Below are 16,025 nucleotides of genomic sequence, written 5' to 3' on the forward strand. Positions count from 1 at the left end.
TTTTGGGGGCAGTGCAAACCTGGGGCTTTTTTATAATTATACCTTCAAAAACATGTATTGGTATAATGAAGTCGGCAAAGCTTTAAATGGAGGTGTAGTGGCAATAAGTGGCGTACTAATCAGTTTATCGTCTTCGGTTTCTGCGGCGGTAACCTACCGTAACTACAGCAAAAATCAGGGAGTGCCCGAATCAACCGAGGCGGTAAATGAAAGAGTCTTTTTTTCGGCCTTTTGCCAGCTCATCTATAATCCTTTCTCCATTTGGGACGTTGGCTTTCAACTTTCTTATTTAGCTGTTTTCGGGCTATTCTATTTACAGCCAAAAATTTATAACCTGTTTTATATCGAAAATAAATGGCTAGATAAATTATGGAATTTTATAGCGATGTCGTTGGCGGCACAAATTGCTACTTTCTCTTTAAGCATCTATTACTTTCACCAGTTTCCACTCTATTTTCTCATTGGTAATCTTTTCATTACACTACCCCTGGTATTAATGATGTATTTAGAGGTTGCCGTATTAATTCCAGGGCTTAGTTTTTGGCTCCTGCTTTCGAATGGCTAATCAAGCTCACCAACACAGTTTTAAAATGGATAACCAATCTGCCTTTTGCAACCTTTTCTTCTATCTACATTACTTTAACCGAATTTATATTGTTGAGCTTTAGCCTGGGTTTATTTTTTTACGGTCTCGCCAGGCTCAATAAAAGGTTCATCTTTTCATCATTATCTCTTTTTGCCTGTTATCAGTTACTCATCGCTTACGGTAGCCTCAGGGCCTCATAACAACATAACATCGTCTTCTTTTCGTTAAGAAAAAACTATGCTGCTGCTTTTACGCGGGGAAAAAAAACCGTTCTGGTTACCGATTTTTATTGATAGACAATTCATTAAATTATAAGCAATTACAAGGATCAGGTTCCTTTTCTTCCATGTGGATTACTGCAAACAGTAGGTTCGATTTAAACAGCATTCCTCCAGATATCAGGTTTCAAACCTTATTAATCGATTCCACTAATAAAGATTATCGTATCAAACAATTACAGGAAAACACAAAAAGTGCTTACGTTTTAAAGAAAAATAAAGCATATTTGATACAACTAACCCAATAAGATGGAAAATCTGGTTTTGTACCATGTTGCAGAAAGAATTGCAACAATAACAATCAACAGGCCTGAAAAAAGGAATGCATTAGACCCTCAGCTCATTGCCAAACTTACAGCAGCATTTATAAAAGCATCGGAAGATGATTTGGTTAAAGTGGTAATTTTAAATGCAAACGGAAGTTCGTTCAGTGCAGGTGCGGATTTAGAATATCTGCAACAACTACAGCAGAATTCCTTTGAAGAGAATGTAGCCGATTCTAATAACCTGAAAAAGCTTTTCACCACCATTTATTATTTACCTAAAGTGGTTATAGCACAGGTTGAAGGGCACGCCATTGCCGGAGGCTGTGGTTTGGCTACCATCTGTGATATTGTTTTTGCAACTCCAGAAAGCAATTTTGGTTACACCGAAGTTAAAATTGGCTTTGTGCCGGCTATTGTTTCGTGCTTTTTAAAACAGAAGGTCAGTGAAACAGTTTCCAAAGAAATTCTGCTCACCGGAAATACCTTCTCTGCTGAGCAGGCACAGAAATATAATTTAATCAACTTTGTAACAAATTCGAATGAAATTCATCAAAAAGTACAAGATTTTGCATTAAGTTTGTGTAACGAAAGCTCTGGAAATTCATTAATGATTACCAAACAGCTTATTAACCAGACGAATAATCCATTACTGGAAAAAAGCCTGGAAACTGCTGTTCAAATCAATGCCCGGGTTAGAGAAAGTGAAGATTTTAAAAAAGGAATCGCTTCATTTCTGAAAAAAGAAAAAATTAATTGGTAAAAAAACTAAACTGAAATAAAAACATGTTCAAATCAATCAAAACAAGCGTTGTAGCTTTAATCTTAGTGGCTAGTGCAGTAATTGCTCATGCGCAAAAGAAAATGACCGAAGGTACTCTTACTTACGGTTTAGTATACAAATTAACGGAGGAGCAAAAAGCTGCTATGGGCGGACAAGAGCCACCTGCAGAACTGAAAGTTAAATTCAATAACGGTTTAACTAAAATTGAAATGGAGCAAGGTCCGGCTTTAATTGGCATTGTATCAGACAATAATGACAAAACAGGTTTACTTTTAATCGATGTGCCAATTGCCCAAAAACAATTCGCGGTTAAACAATCAAAAGAAGATATTGAAAAAGCAATGGGTGCATTGCCTAAGTTTTCTGATTTCAAAGCTACAGGCGAAAAACAAACTGTTGGTGGCTTTAACGCAGAAAAATATACTTTTAAAGATGACAAAGGTGGTACGCACGAACTTTGGGCAACTAAAGATGTGGAATTACCAAATGTAGGTGCTCAAAACTATTTCCCTGGTTTAGCAGCTTTCCCGGTAAAATACACTTTGGTACAGAGAGGTATCGAAACTACTACTACCTTAAAATCGATAGCAGAAGGTAAAGTTGGCCCAATTTCGAAAGAAGTTCCAACCGGATACGAAGTAGTTACGATGGAAGATTTAGCAAAAATGCAAGGTGGTGGTGAATAATTAACCATTTACAGCTAATTAATAGCTTTTTAACTGACGGCTTTTTATTTAAATTAGCCCAAAAGTTAAAAAGCTTTTTTTATGACCTAACTTTATATGATTAAAAAACTATTACTCAGATTATCAGTTACCTGCATTGCAATATGTGCTGTAATTGATGTAAATGCCCAAAACATTAACTGGGCAAAGGATGGTAACTCCTACTATCAAATTGCTGGCGGAGAAATTATTTCAATAACACTTCCTAAAAGCGACAGAAAAACAATTATTTCAAGAGCATTATTAACACCTGCAGGTAATAACGATGCTATTGCCGTAAGAAGCTTTCAGTTATCGAACGATGGCACAAAAGCATTAATTTATACCAATAGCAAAAAAGTTTGGCGCTACGATACACGTGGCGATTACTGGTTGGCCGATTTAACTGCAAACAAGATTGTACAGATTGGAAAGGACAGACCAGCATCTTCTTTAATGTTTGCCAAATTATCGCCCGATGGTAGTAAAGTAGCCTACGTTAGTAAACACAATTTGTATGTAGAAAACATTGATGGAACCGGTGCGAAAGCTTTAACTACAGATGGTACCGATCGCATGATTAACGGTACTTTTGATTGGGTTTACGAAGAAGAATTCGATTGTCGTGATGGTTTCAGGTGGAGTTCGGATGGGAAATCGATTGCTTACTGGCAGATCGATGCTACTAAAATCAAAAACTTTTTGATGATCAACAATACGGATTCGATTTATCCTTATACCATTCCGGTTGAATATCCTAAAGTTGGAGAAAATCCTTCAGCCTGTAAAGTTGGAGTAGTTGATATTAATACCGCCAAAACCAACTGGTTAAATGTACCGGGCGATAATGTTCAGCACTATATTCCACGTATGCAATGGGTGCCAAATAGCAATAACATCATTTTACAACAACTTAACCGCGAGCAGAACGAAAGTATAGTATTTATCTGTGAGGCCTCTTCTGGTGCTGCAAAAGCCGTTTATACCGAAAAAGCCAAAGCCTGGATTGATGCACAGGATGAATGGAAATGGTTAAACGACAATAAAGAGTTTACCATCGTATCTGATAAAGACGGTTGGAACCATCTGTACAGAATTAGTTTAGATGGCAAAAAAGAAACCCTGATTACCAAAGGAAATTATGATGTGATTGATGTTAAATTAATTGACGTTAAAAACAACATGGTTTATTTCCTGGCCTCTCCAACAAATGCCACGCAGAAATACCTTTTCAAAACCAAATTAGATGGAAAAGGAAAATTAGAGCAGGTTACCCCTTCAGTTTTACCTGGTACACACAATTACGATATTTCTCCAAATGCAGCATTTGCCCGTCATTCATACAACAGTGCTATTGTTAGGCCAATTACCGAGTGGATGAATTTTACAACTGGTAATCCGTTTACCATGGATGGCAGCATCACTACACAGCTTTCAAAACAAGAGGCAACAAAAAATAAAGTAGAGTTTTTTAAAGTAACTACCGAAGATGGTGTAGAAATGGATGGTTGGATGAAAAAACCTGATAATTTTAACCCATCTAAAAAATACCCTGTTGTGTTTTATGTGTATGGCGAACCCGCTTCGGCAACTGCACTTGATACCTACGGCGCAGGAAGAAACTTTTTGTATGCCGGCGATATGGCGAAAGATGGCTACATCTACATTTCAATGGATAACAGAGGGGCACCAGTACCAAAAGGGAGTACATGGCACAAAGGTATTTATAAAAATATTGGGGTAATAAATATCCGGGACCAAGCCATGGCAGCGAAGAAATTACTTTCCACCAATGCCTTTATGGATAAAGACCGTGTGGCTGTTTGGGGATGGAGCGGCGGTGGTTCGTCTACCCTGAACCTGATGTTCCAATATCCTGAAATTTACAAAACAGGTATTGCTATTGCAGCAGTGGGCAACCAGTTAACTTACGATAATATTTATCAGGAACGTTATATGGGAACGCCTTTTCCAAGCAAAGAAGCTTATGTTAAAGGATCGCCAGTTACACATGCAAAAAACCTGAAGGGTAACTTATTATATATTCATGGTACGGGCGATGATAACGTACACTACCAGAATGCTGAAATGCTGATCAATGAGTTAATTAAAAACAGAAAGGTTTTTCAATTAATGAGCTATCCAAACCGTACACACAGTATCTCTGAAGGCGATGGAACCAGCGAGCATTTATCGTTAACCTACACCAAGTTTTTAAAGGAAAACTGCCCTCCGGGAGCAAGATAATAGATAATCACACTTAAAAAGCAGCCCGAAAGCTGCTTTTTTTATATCACAAACATTTGGGTTAGCATAGCCGTTACAATGGCAATTCCAAAACTCAGCAGGGTTCCGATTAATACATATTCCGTTAATTTAAGGTCGTGGGCTTCTTTTAAGTCGCCAAACCTGAATATAGATTTTGCCGCAAGCAAAAAGCCAACTGCTTCAAAATGTTTGGTCAATATAAATACAAATATCAATACCCTTTCCAGTATACCAATGTATTTACCGGCATTCTGCAATGATTTTGGGCTGTCTGGCTGATTATCCGGAATCCAGCGGGCAATAATAACCCGCATGATAATGGAGGTAGGCATGGTTAAAAACAAAGCTCCCGAAATGATTATCCAGGTTTTGGTTTCGTTCAGGTAACTGATATCCAGACTTCCTTTATAAAACAGATGCCATACTGCTACAATAGATGTTAAATGCAATACCTGATCGATAAAAAACAGCAAGCGGGCATTTTTTTTCGTTTGAAACAATAATTTCAATGCATCAATTGTGAAATGGATTACTCCTACAAGTAAGGCCACTTTCCATACCGCAAAACTTAAAAATATCAGGAATATCAACGCAATATGTATGGCTACATGCAGGTAAAGTTTGGCTGATTTTAGTTTCTTTATCTCTTTTTCTTCAACCCAAGAGGCTGGTTGCAAAAAGAAATCCCCAATTAAATGGGCAATAATAAGTTTGATGAGGTAGATATCCATTATTTTAAAACATTTGGTTCAATTTTTTACGGTACAACCTATCCATATCCATTATTTCGGCAAAATGAGCACGCTTTAGGGCTTCACTAACCGATGATTGTGTTCTGCCCGAAATAGCAGCCAATTTGCTTTGCAATATATTTTCATACTCCAGCGCCAGTTTAACCATTTCGGCAGCTACAATGCCCCAACTATCCATTGCAATAAGCGCAAGCTTAATTAAGGTATTTATTTCTTCATCAAAATCAGCAGAACTGGTTTTAATGGCCAGGTTCAACTTGATTTGTTTTAAGCTATCAAAGGCAGCACCAGAGTACACAAAAGCATCGCCACTATCTTCTGTCAGTTTCTTTCTTTTGCCTCGCACTTCACCAATCCCCAATCCCATTCTCACATCTGCAGCCCTATTCAACCTAATACAAGCCTTTAAATATATAGCTGTTTTCAATGCTTCTGCTGCACTTACTTCTACCTGAAAACTATCGCCCCGAAAAATCTCCCACCTGTTATGCTTGCCCGAAACAACTTTTAGCGCCCCTTTTAAGCTTGCTAACCAGGTATCTTTTATTTTACGTGAGCCAATAATATCGCCTGTTATAATGCAAATCATAACACCAATATCGATAAAATAATTAGAAACAACAAATAATATCGGGTAATTACCCGATAAATAGAAATATCGGGTAATTACCCGATATTAAACTAAAACCAATTGAGATATTGATTGTTAAATAGTCATGGCATTAATCGAATTTACCAAAAGAGGCATTTATTGCAATCAGGGAGATTTTTACGTAGACCCCTGGTGGCCTGTAGATTATGCCGTAACCACGCATGGCCATAGCGACCATGTTCGGTTTGGCAACAAATATTACCTCTGCCATACGCTTACCAAGCCTATAATTCAACGCAGAATTAGTGAAGATTTAAACGTAGAAACGCTCGAATACGGCGAAAGTATTACCCGCAATGGCGTAAATATTTCATTCTTCCCGGCAGGGCATATCATTGGATCGGCACAGGTTAGATTGGCTTATAAAGGTGAAATATGTGTAATATCGGGCGATTATAAAATTGAAGATGATGGTATTACTACACCTTTCGAGCCCGTAAAATGCCACTCATTTGTTTCTGAAAGTACTTTTGGCTTACCGGTTTACAAGTGGCAAAAACAAGAAGTGGTTTTTAACGGCATTCAAAACTGGGTAAACGATAATATCAGTCAGCAACGTACAAGTGTATTAATTGCCTATAGTTTAGGCAAGGCACAGCGGCTGATTAAAAATCTGGCGGGCAACGTTGCGATATATGTGCATAGCAGTATTGCGAACCTGAACGAGGTAATTGTAAATGCAGGCGTAAATTTACCCGAAACCATCAGGATAGTACCCGAAACCACTAAAGAAGCCTTGCAAAAAGGAATTGTGATAGTTCCGCCTGCAATGCGTGATAGCCGCTGGATCAAAAATTTAGCCCATCCGGCTACAGGCATCTGTTCCGGATGGATGCAGGTTAGGGCACATCGTCGCTGGCAGAGTGCGGATGCAGGTTTTGCATTGAGCGACCACGCCGATTGGAACGGCCTTATGGAAGCCATTACCGCAACAGGAGCCGAAAAGGTTTATGTAACCCATGGTTTTACAGCTGCATTTAGCCGCTTTTTAAATGAGAAAGGTATTGAAGCCAGTGAAGTATTGACCAAATTCGGACAGGAAGATGATGAGGACAACAAAGTTGATTTAGCCGAGCAAAACGAAAGTAAATTACCATGAAACATTTCGCACAACTGATTCAGCAGCTCGAGCTCAGCAACAAAACCAATGATAAAATAGCGGCTTTGGTTCATTATTTCAACTCTGCTAATGATAAAGATAAAGTTTGGGTAATTGCTTTATTTACCGGAAAAAAGCCAAAAAGACCCATCAAATCAGCTCTGCTTAAATATTGGGCAATCGAAATTACCCAAACGCCAGAATGGTTATTTTCGGAAAGCTACGCCAATGTGGGCGATTTAAGCGAAACTATTGCTCTTCTTCTTCCACCTGCAGAAAACACTTCCGATTTGCAGCTTTACCAATGGATTGAAGACCTGCATTGCCTGGAAGGCAAGGATGATGATACCAAAAAGGCTTTTATTTTTAATGCCTGGAACCATTTGGAAACACAGGAGCGCTTTATTTTTAACAAACTGATTTCCGGAAATTTCAGAATAGGCGTTTCAAACAAAATGCTCGTTAATGCTTTGGCTAAACAAAGCAGTTTAGATAGTGCACAGATTATGCACAGTATTATGGGTAAATGGAATCCTTACGAAATTACTTTCCATGAGCTTGTTAATGGGATCCATGTAAATACCGATAATTCCTGGCCCTACCCTTTTTGCCTCGCTTATGCTTTGGAACAGGAGCCCGAAAACCTGGGAGATATTACGGAATGGCAGGCAGAATGGAAATGGGACGGCATACGTGGACAAATTATAAAACGAAATGGCGAACTTTTTATCTGGAGCCGTGGAGAAGAACTGGTAACCGAACAATTCCCTGAATTGCATTTCCTGGTTGATGCACTGCCTGATGGTATCGTTTTAGATGGAGAAATACTTGCCATACAAGATAAAAAAGTATTGTCATTCAACACATTGCAACAGCGTCTGAACCGCAAAACAATTAATAAAAAACAGTTAGAAGATGCCCCTATTGGGTTTTTCGTTTACGATCTACTGGAATACGAAGCACAGGATTATAGAACACAACCACTAAGCGAAAGAAGACAAATTTTAAACGGTATTATTGGCAATTTAGGCGAAAGCGTGGTAATCCTCTCCCTGGTTATAAATTGTAACAGCTGGGAAGAACTCACTGCGTTAAGACAAACTTCGCGAGCTATAAACAGCGAAGGCATTATGCTCAAAAAGCTTAATTCGTTATACCATAGCGGCCGTAAGCGAGGTGATTGGTGGAAATGGAAAATCAATCCATATACCGTTGATGCTGTAATGATTTATGCGCAGAAAGGAAGCGGCCGCAGGGCAAATTTCTTTACCGATTATACTTTTGCTGTTCGCGATGGCGAAAACCTGGTCACCATAGCCAAAGCATATTCGGGCTTAACCGATAAAGAAATTAAAGAAGTAAATAGTTTTGTAACCCGTAATGCCATCGAAAAATTTGGCCCTGTGCGCACCGTTAAACCCGAACTGGTTTTCGAAATTGCATTTGAAGGTATTGCCGAAAGCAAACGGCATAAAGCAGGACTAGCCTTGCGTTTTCCACGTATATTGAGGTGGAGAAAAGATAAAAAAGCAGCAGAAATTAATACATTGGAAGATTTAAGGCGGTTGCTACAGTCTACTTTGTAATACAATCGCTTAAACCTCACAGGTTTTAAAAACATGCAAAGTTTGTATAAAAAATTAAACAATGAACCAAACCAAAACCAAAGGTTATAAAAAGATAAAACAATGGCTTAAAACCCATAAGCGCAGGCCGTTTCAGTTTCAGGAAGAGGCCTGGCAGTATTATCTTAATGGTTATAGTGGTCTGGTAAATGCCCCTACTGGTTTCGGCAAAACCTTTTCTTTATTTCTGGCAGTTGTAATTGAGGCCATGAACGCCTCCGAAAGCAGCAATAAAAAAGCAAAAGACCGGTTGCAATTGATCTGGATTACGCCTTTACGCTCTCTGGCTAAAGATATTGCCCGGGCGATGCGCGAAACTTTACTGGAACTGGAACTCGACTGGCATGTAGGTGTAAGAAACGGCGATACTAGCCAGGCGGAAAAAGTTCAGCAAAAAAAATCGATGCCAGAAATCCTGCTGATTACCCCCGAAAGCCTGCATTTGCTTTTGGCTCAAAAAGGATCATCAACTTTATTTAAAAACCTGAAATGCATTGTGGCCGACGAATGGCATGAGCTATTAGGCAGTAAACGTGGCGTATTGGTTGAATTGGCTGTTTCTCGCATTAAAGGCTTGCAAAAGCAGGAAAAACAACAATTTTTAAGGGTTTGGGGGATATCTGCTACCATTGGAAATATCGATGAAGCACTGGATGTTTTAGAACCTGATATCAACACCAAACGCATTATTGTTAAAGCTGACCTGGAAAAGAAAATCCTGATTAAATCTATCCTGCCCGATGATATTGAAACACTCCCATGGGCAGGGCATTTAGGACTAAAGCTAGCTTACAAACTATTGCCGATTATAGAAAAAAGCAAAACAACCCTAATTTTCATTAATACCCGCGGCCAATCGGAAATGTGGTACCAGCATTTGCTCAATATTGAACCCGAACTGGCCGGGCGCATTGCCATACACCACGGTTCAATAGATTTCGAACTTCGCAACTGGATTGAGGATGCTTTGCATACGGGTCAGTTGAAAGCTGTTATTGCCACTTCATCTTTAGATTTAGGAGTAGATTTTAAACCTGTTGATACGGTAGTACAGGTAGGCTCGCCTAAAGGTGTAGCCCGTTTTTTACAGCGTGCCGGCCGGTCGGGCCACTCTCCTCACGAAACCTCTAAAATATATTTCCTCCCCACTCATGCTCTGGAACTCGTAGAGGCTGCCGCAATAAAAGAAGCAGCCATAACCAACAATATCGAAAGCAGAGAACCCTTTATTATGGTTTTCGATATGCTGGTACAATACCTGGTTACCCTGGCTATTGGCGATGGCTTTGACGACCGGGTGATTTATAACGAGATTAAAAACACCCATGCTTTTAAAATGATCGTCCCTGAGGAATGGAGTTGGGTGATGCAGTTTATTACCTCGGGCGGTGATAGTTTAAGTGCCTATAACGAATTTAAGAAAGTAACTAAAGATGAAGACGGACTTTGGAAAGTAAAGAGCCGCCAACTGGCCATGCGCCATCGCCTGCACATCGGAACCATTGTTAGTGATGCCATGCTGAAGGTAAAATTCCTCTCAGGAGGCTACATTGGCATGGTAGAAGAATATTTTGTAACCCGGCTAAAGGCAGGCGATAACTTCAGACTGGCTGGTCGCGTGCTCGAATTTATCCATGTAAAGGATATGACGGTAATTGTGCGCAACAGCAAACAAAAAAATGCGATATCGCCGAGCTGGAATGGCGGCAGGTTGCCCTTGTCGTCAAATTTAGGCTCGGTTTTGCGTAAGAAATACAATGAAGCGCTGGATAAAACCCATCAGGATGAAGAGTTGGATTCGGTTTACCCCCTGTTCTTATTGCAGGAAAAACGCTCGCATGTGCCGCGTAACGATGAATTATTAATCGAACTGATTAACAACAAAGAAGGTTTCCATTTATTTGCCTACCCCTTTGAAGGAAGGCTGGTACACGAAGTGCTTGCTGCGCTTGTAGCTTATCGCCTGAGCAAATTGCTGCCCATCAGTTTCTCTATTGCCATGAACGATTACGGATTTGAACTGCTTAGCGAAACAGAAATACCCATGGACGAATCAATTGCTTACGAAGTTTTTTCGCCCAAAAATTTAACGGAAGACATTACCCTGAGCATCAATTCAACAGAAATGGCGCGGAGGAAATTTCGTGATATTGCCTGCATTTCGGGTTTGGTTTTTCAGGGTTACCCCGGAAAATATGTGGCTAATAAACACCTACAGTCATCGGCAGGTTTATTTTTTAATGTTTTTAGTGATTATGACCAACATAATTTACTTTTACGGCAAGCATACGATGAAGTGTTTTATCAGCAACTGGAAGAACCGCGACTGGCCGCTGCATTGGAAAGAATTCAGTATGGTGCAATTGTAATTACTCACCCGAAAAGCTTTACCCCGCTTTCTTTTCCAATTAAGGTAGATAGTTTGCGGGAAAACATGAGCTCGGAAGAACTAGAGCAGCGAATTGCAAGGATGAAAGCAGAATCAGAAAAAATTAAGTAATACTTTTAACTATATAGGGCATTTGAGAAAATATAAGTTCTAAGTTTTGGGCGATATGCCTTATAAGTTATTATATTTCTTAAATGGTAACACTATCACATATTTATTAATGACCATTACAAGCCACGGAGAAGAACTGATTTTAGATAAAGAGCGGGCTTTATTTCTACCTAAACATCAACTTTTGGCCATAAGCGATCTGCATTTGGGTAAATCGGCTCATTTTCGTCAAGCCGGAGTGCAGGTGCCTGCTACCATTGCCCAGAGTGATTTGCAACGGTTAAGTGGCTTAATTGAAAAATATCAACCCCAAACCCTACTCATTACCGGCGACATGTTTCATCATGGTTTAAACACAGATATTGATGATTTTTCGACGTGGAGAGCACAATATGCTGATTTGAAATTACTGCTCGTAAAGGGGAATCACGATAAACTGGCCCATGCAGATTATGCGAAAATGGGAATTGAAATACACGATCTCAGTTATTGCTTAGGGCCTTTTTGTTTTATTCACGATGCACCCAAAAATGATGCAGCAGAACTTTACCCTATTAGCGGGCACATCCATCCGGGTGTAACCATTGTGGGCAAGGCCAAACAACGGCTCAAATTTCCTTGTTTTTACTTTGGCAGAAGTTATGCTGTTTTACCTGCTTTTAGTCTCTTTACGGGCTTGTATACCGTTTACCCTAAAAATAATGAAAGGATATTCGCTGTAACCCCCAAAACCGTTGTAGAGGTTTAATTAAGCGTGCTGATCTATAACCTGCTTCAACTGTGCAGCCTGTACCACACCGCTCTGGCGCCAAACAGGTTTCCCATTTTTAAACAAAATTAGCGTAGGCACACTCTGTACATTAAAGGCCGCTGCAGCAGGCTGGTTTTTATCGATATCTACTTTGATAATCGCTGCAGAATCTCCTACCTGTGACTTTAACTGATCCAAAACGGGTTTCATCATTTTGCAGGGTCCGCACCATTCGGCAAAAAAATCAACCAAAACAGGCTTTTCGCCATTGATTAAATCGGAGAATTTAGACATGCTACTTGTTTTTAGTTAGAAACAAAGGTAAATGGGATTGGTTTTAACGAGAGCAGTCAAGTTCTTTTAAAACTTGACTGCTCAGAATTATAATTTTGCAACAATGCAATATAAATTAAGCATTTACCGGCAGTTCTACATTTAAAGCAGTTACCCAGCTATCAAACAGGTCTTTCTCTATTTTAATTACTTCAGCGGCGTGATTTTCCCAGTCAGGTGAAAAGTTAACCAGCTGATTAATCATTTCTTCTAAATGGCCTTCTTCTTCTAAAATAATCGACTTAACGTTTACCTTACTTTTCGCCTCATCTAAAACCGCCTGGTAAATTGGATAAAGCTCATCGGCACGCACCTCTATTGCGTAAGTAACAAAAAGGTAAGCTGCAAACTTTAAATCGTAACCAGAAAGATTAAATACTGCTTTCAAGTAACGGCAAACCGCAATATCTAAAGCATGTAAATAATATTTGGTGTTATTTGGAGATAACAACTCTGCGTTGGTATAGGTCTTACAAGAGGTTTCATCAACCTTTGCAATCTGCTTTTTCAGGTAATAGGCATGGCGATGTTCTTCGGCAGCATGTTTAAGAATAATGAGATTAACATTTTCCTTATGTTCTGATGCCGAAATCTTTTTAGCACCTGCATTTTCCATGTAAGACAATGTATTTAACCATTTGGCATGCAACACATTATCGGAAACTATCTTTTTTAAAATTGAATCTAACATTCTTTAATGGTTAAACTGGTAAAAGGTTTAGATTGTTGGCATTATGCCAGCTGAAAACTTTTAACTGTAAACTTGTTATATCTCCCTGTTCAAATCCCAGGCCTCTAAATAATCGGCAACCCTGCGTACAAACATACCACCCAACGAACCATCAACTACCCTATGATCGTATGATAATGAAAGGAACATCATGTGGCGTATAGCAATTACATCACCGTGTTCGGTTTCTAATACCGCAGGCTTCTTTTTAATAGCACCTACAGCCAAAATAGCAACCTGAGGCTGGTTAATAATTGGTGTGCCCATTACATTACCAAAACTACCTACATTGGTTAAGGTAAAGGTTCCACCCTGGGTTTCGTCGGGTTTTAATTTAGAGTTTCTGGCACGCGTGGCCAAATCATTTACAGCTTTGGTTAAACCTACAATATTTAACTGATCGGCGTTTCTGATTACCGGAACAATTAGGTTTCCGCTTGGTAATGCTGCTGCCATACCAATATTTATATCCGCTTTTTTGATAATCTGTGTTCCGTTAACCGAAACATTAATCATCGGGAAGTCTTTAATTGCTTTTGCAACTGCTTCTACAAAGATCGGTGTAAAGGTAATTTTCTCGTTTTCGCGTTTTTCGAAGCTGTTTTTCACTTTATTACGCCATAAAACCATATTGGTTACATCGGCTTCAACAAATGAAGTAACATGTGGCGAAGTACTTTTGCTCATCACCATGTGATCGGCAATCAGCTTACGCATCCTGTCCATCTCAATAATCTCATCGCCACCGCTTACTGATGTGGTAGATGGCTTACTTGCGCCAGAAGGTTGTGCTACTGGCTGAATATTTGGCTTGCTCTCGCTTGCTTTTTCAACCGGAGGTGGTGGAGCCAAAATAACAGTTTGCGTTTTAATTACATTTCCGCCATTTCTGTTGGCGATATAGTTTAATAAATCGTCTTTATTTAAGCGGCCATCGGCACCAGAGCCTTTAATTGCATCAAGCTCTGCAAGCGAAATATTTTCCTGTGCGGCAATACTTTTAACTAAAGGTGAGTAAAAACGCTCAGCAGCACTAAAATCAGCTTGCTGGCTTGTATTTTGTTCCGGCAATTGTTCAATCCCCGGAATCGTTTCAGTTTTCTCTTCTGTTACCGGAGCAGCAACAGCAATTTCTTCTACCTGAGGGGCAGATCCACCTTCGGTTTCTATAATCGCAATTATATCACCAACCTGGGCAACTTCGTCTTCCTTAAATAATTGTTTAACCAATTTACCCGCAACCGGCGAAGGAACTTCTGAATCTACCTTATCGGTAGCGATTTCCAGAATGGTATCATCTAAATCAATAGTATCACCCGGTTGCTTTACCCATTTAATCACCGTTGCTTCTGCAACACTTTCACCCATTTTTGGTAACAATAGTTCGTATTGAGCCATATTAAATTACAGTATTTTATATTGGTAACGCCACAAAAATACAGTTTTTATTCCTTCTAAACTGTTTCTTTAAGTAGATTTAATAACATGGTTAATGCTGCAGTTGCCGAACGCTCGATGTTTTGAATACGTTTGTTACTGAAATTAAACAGTTTAGCTACAGTTTTATCTTTCGAAGAAATTGAAATCCATACGGTGCCAACTGGTTTGTCTGCTGTTCCGCCATCTGGTCCTGCTATTCCGCTTACTGCAATAGCATAATCGGTTTTAAAGTGTTTAATAGCGCCTTCTGCCATTTCTTTTACCGTTTCTTCACTAACTGCACCGAAGGTAGCCAATGTAGCTGCCTTTACGCCAAGCACCGATTCTTTAAGTTCGTAAGCATAGGTAACCGCTCCGCCCCAATATACTGAAGAACAGCCCGGGTGTTGGGTAATTAAATGGGCTATATATCCACCGGTACAACTTTCGGATGTAGATAGGGTAAGACCGCGGACATGCATGATGTTTAGAATCGCCTTTTCCAAAGGAATATCTTCATCAATCACCACAAATTTATCCACCTTTGCCATAATTTGCTTGGCAAAAACCTCCACCTCAGTTTTTAATTTGACTTCATCATCGCCTATGGCAGATAAACGCAAACGCACCTGCCCTAGTTTGGGCAAATAGGCAAGTTTAATATGTGCCGGTAATGCATCTTCAATTTCTTCTATTTCTTTGGCCAGAAATGATTCGCCGATGTTTGCTGTAAGAATGGTTTTATGTACAATGGCCGGAAGTTCAAACCTGCGTTTTAAGCGGGGAAGAATTTCATCCCCCATGAGGTACATCATTTCGAATGGAACACCAGGCATAGAAACAAAAATCTTATTGTTCCTTTCAAACCACATACAGGGCGCTGTACCGTTTTTATTTACAATTACCTCGCAGCCATCCGGTACATCGGCCTGCTGAATATTAACATCAATTAGAGGGCGTTTAAATTTTTCAAAAATCTGACGCACCATTTCTAAAGCACCTTCATCGCGCCTAAAGCCCATGTTAAAATACCTGGCCAGTGTTTTTTTGGTGATATCATCTTTAGTTGGTCCTAAACCGCCCGTAATAAGAATAATATCAGCTCTTTGTTCGGCCTGGGCTAAAGCATCCAGAATGTGTTGTTCGTCGTCAGATATCGAAGTGATTTGTTTTACAGAAATTCCGGTCAGGTTTAGCTGTTGGGCCATCCATGCAGAATTAGTATCTACAATTTGTCCGATTAGAATTTCATCACCAATGGTAATAATTTCGGCTAGCATA

At 39.6% G+C, this 16,025-nt stretch carries 14 protein-coding genes; 8 read left to right on the forward strand and 6 right to left on the reverse strand.

What is annotated here, in order from left to right:
- The 4 genes from DBR40_RS24780 to DBR40_RS24795 form a co-directional block, all read left to right on the forward strand.
- A partial coding sequence (locus DBR40_RS24780) for a ComEC/Rec2 family competence protein (protein ID WP_148090185.1) occupies window positions 1–565 on the forward strand: 565 nt, incomplete at its 5' end.
- 548 nt (window positions 566–1,113) lie between these two features.
- The gene (locus DBR40_RS24785; protein ID WP_124562420.1) at window positions 1,114–1,890 is read left to right on the forward strand and encodes an enoyl-CoA hydratase/isomerase family protein; all 777 of its coding nucleotides are present in this window, start codon (window positions 1,114–1,116) and stop codon (window positions 1,888–1,890) included.
- 23 nt (window positions 1,891–1,913) lie between these two features.
- Window positions 1,914–2,597 carry a hypothetical protein gene (locus DBR40_RS24790; protein WP_124562421.1) on the forward strand — a complete coding sequence of 228 codons (684 nt, stop codon included), beginning with the start codon at window positions 1,914–1,916 and terminating at the stop codon, window positions 2,595–2,597.
- Between the two features lie 96 nt (window positions 2,598–2,693).
- Entirely contained in the window at window positions 2,694–4,862 is a 2,169-nt protein-coding gene (locus DBR40_RS24795; protein WP_124562422.1) for a S9 family peptidase, read from the forward strand.
- Window positions 4,863–4,903: 41 nt separating this feature from the next.
- Here DBR40_RS24795 and DBR40_RS24800 read toward each other — a convergent pair whose 3' ends face one another.
- Both DBR40_RS24800 and DBR40_RS24805 read right to left on the reverse strand, forming a co-directional pair.
- The gene (locus DBR40_RS24800) at window positions 4,904–5,614 is read right to left on the reverse strand and encodes a DUF3307 domain-containing protein (RefSeq protein ID WP_124562423.1); all 711 of its coding nucleotides are present in this window, start codon (window positions 5,612–5,614) and stop codon (window positions 4,904–4,906) included.
- A 4-nt stretch (window positions 5,615–5,618) separates the two neighbouring features.
- Entirely contained in the window at window positions 5,619–6,224 is a 606-nt protein-coding gene (locus tag DBR40_RS24805; RefSeq protein WP_124562424.1) for a transcriptional regulator, read from the reverse strand.
- 127 nt (window positions 6,225–6,351) lie between these two features.
- Here DBR40_RS24805 and DBR40_RS24810 point away from each other — a divergent pair, with 127 nt between their 5' ends.
- The 4 genes from DBR40_RS24810 to pdeM all read left to right on the forward strand — a co-directional run bounded on the left by DBR40_RS24810 (window position 6,352) and on the right by pdeM (window position 12,259).
- The gene (locus DBR40_RS24810; RefSeq protein WP_124562425.1) at window positions 6,352–7,386 is read left to right on the forward strand and encodes a ligase-associated DNA damage response exonuclease; all 1,035 of its coding nucleotides are present in this window, start codon (window positions 6,352–6,354) and stop codon (window positions 7,384–7,386) included.
- Window positions 7,383–8,972 carry an ATP-dependent DNA ligase gene (locus DBR40_RS24815; RefSeq protein WP_124562426.1) on the forward strand — a complete coding sequence of 530 codons (1,590 nt, stop codon included), beginning with the start codon at window positions 7,383–7,385 and terminating at the stop codon, window positions 8,970–8,972. The genes DBR40_RS24810 and DBR40_RS24815 overlap by 4 nt, the downstream gene beginning before the upstream one ends.
- A gap of 61 nt (window positions 8,973–9,033) precedes the next feature.
- Window positions 9,034–11,511, forward strand: coding sequence for a ligase-associated DNA damage response DEXH box helicase (locus tag DBR40_RS24820; protein ID WP_124562427.1), 2,478 nt, complete (start codon window positions 9,034–9,036; stop codon window positions 11,509–11,511).
- Between the two features lie 109 nt (window positions 11,512–11,620).
- Window positions 11,621–12,259, forward strand: a complete 639-nt coding sequence (pdeM, locus tag DBR40_RS24825) for a ligase-associated DNA damage response endonuclease PdeM (protein ID WP_124562428.1) — start codon at window positions 11,621–11,623, stop codon at window positions 12,257–12,259.
- Here the strand turns inward: pdeM and trxA are convergent, their stop codons facing one another.
- From trxA to DBR40_RS24845, 4 genes are all read right to left on the reverse strand, one after another.
- Complete coding sequence (gene trxA, locus DBR40_RS24830) at window positions 12,260–12,556, reverse strand: thioredoxin (protein ID WP_090763274.1); 297 nt, start codon at window positions 12,554–12,556, stop codon at window positions 12,260–12,262.
- Between the two features lie 115 nt (window positions 12,557–12,671).
- Window positions 12,672–13,286, reverse strand: a complete 615-nt coding sequence (locus DBR40_RS24835) for a hypothetical protein (protein ID WP_124562429.1) — start codon at window positions 13,284–13,286, stop codon at window positions 12,672–12,674.
- Between the two features lie 75 nt (window positions 13,287–13,361).
- Window positions 13,362–14,723, reverse strand: a complete 1,362-nt coding sequence (locus DBR40_RS24840; protein WP_124562430.1) for a dihydrolipoamide acetyltransferase family protein — start codon at window positions 14,721–14,723, stop codon at window positions 13,362–13,364.
- Window positions 14,724–14,779: 56 nt separating this feature from the next.
- Complete coding sequence (locus DBR40_RS24845) at window positions 14,780–16,024, reverse strand: competence/damage-inducible protein A (protein ID WP_124562431.1); 1,245 nt, start codon at window positions 16,022–16,024, stop codon at window positions 14,780–14,782.
- Window position 16,025: the final 1 nt, after the last annotated feature.

Origin of the sequence: Pedobacter sp. KBW01, from assembly GCF_003852395.1 — a bacterium.
Taxonomy (GTDB): Bacteria; Bacteroidota; Bacteroidia; order Sphingobacteriales; family Sphingobacteriaceae; genus Pedobacter.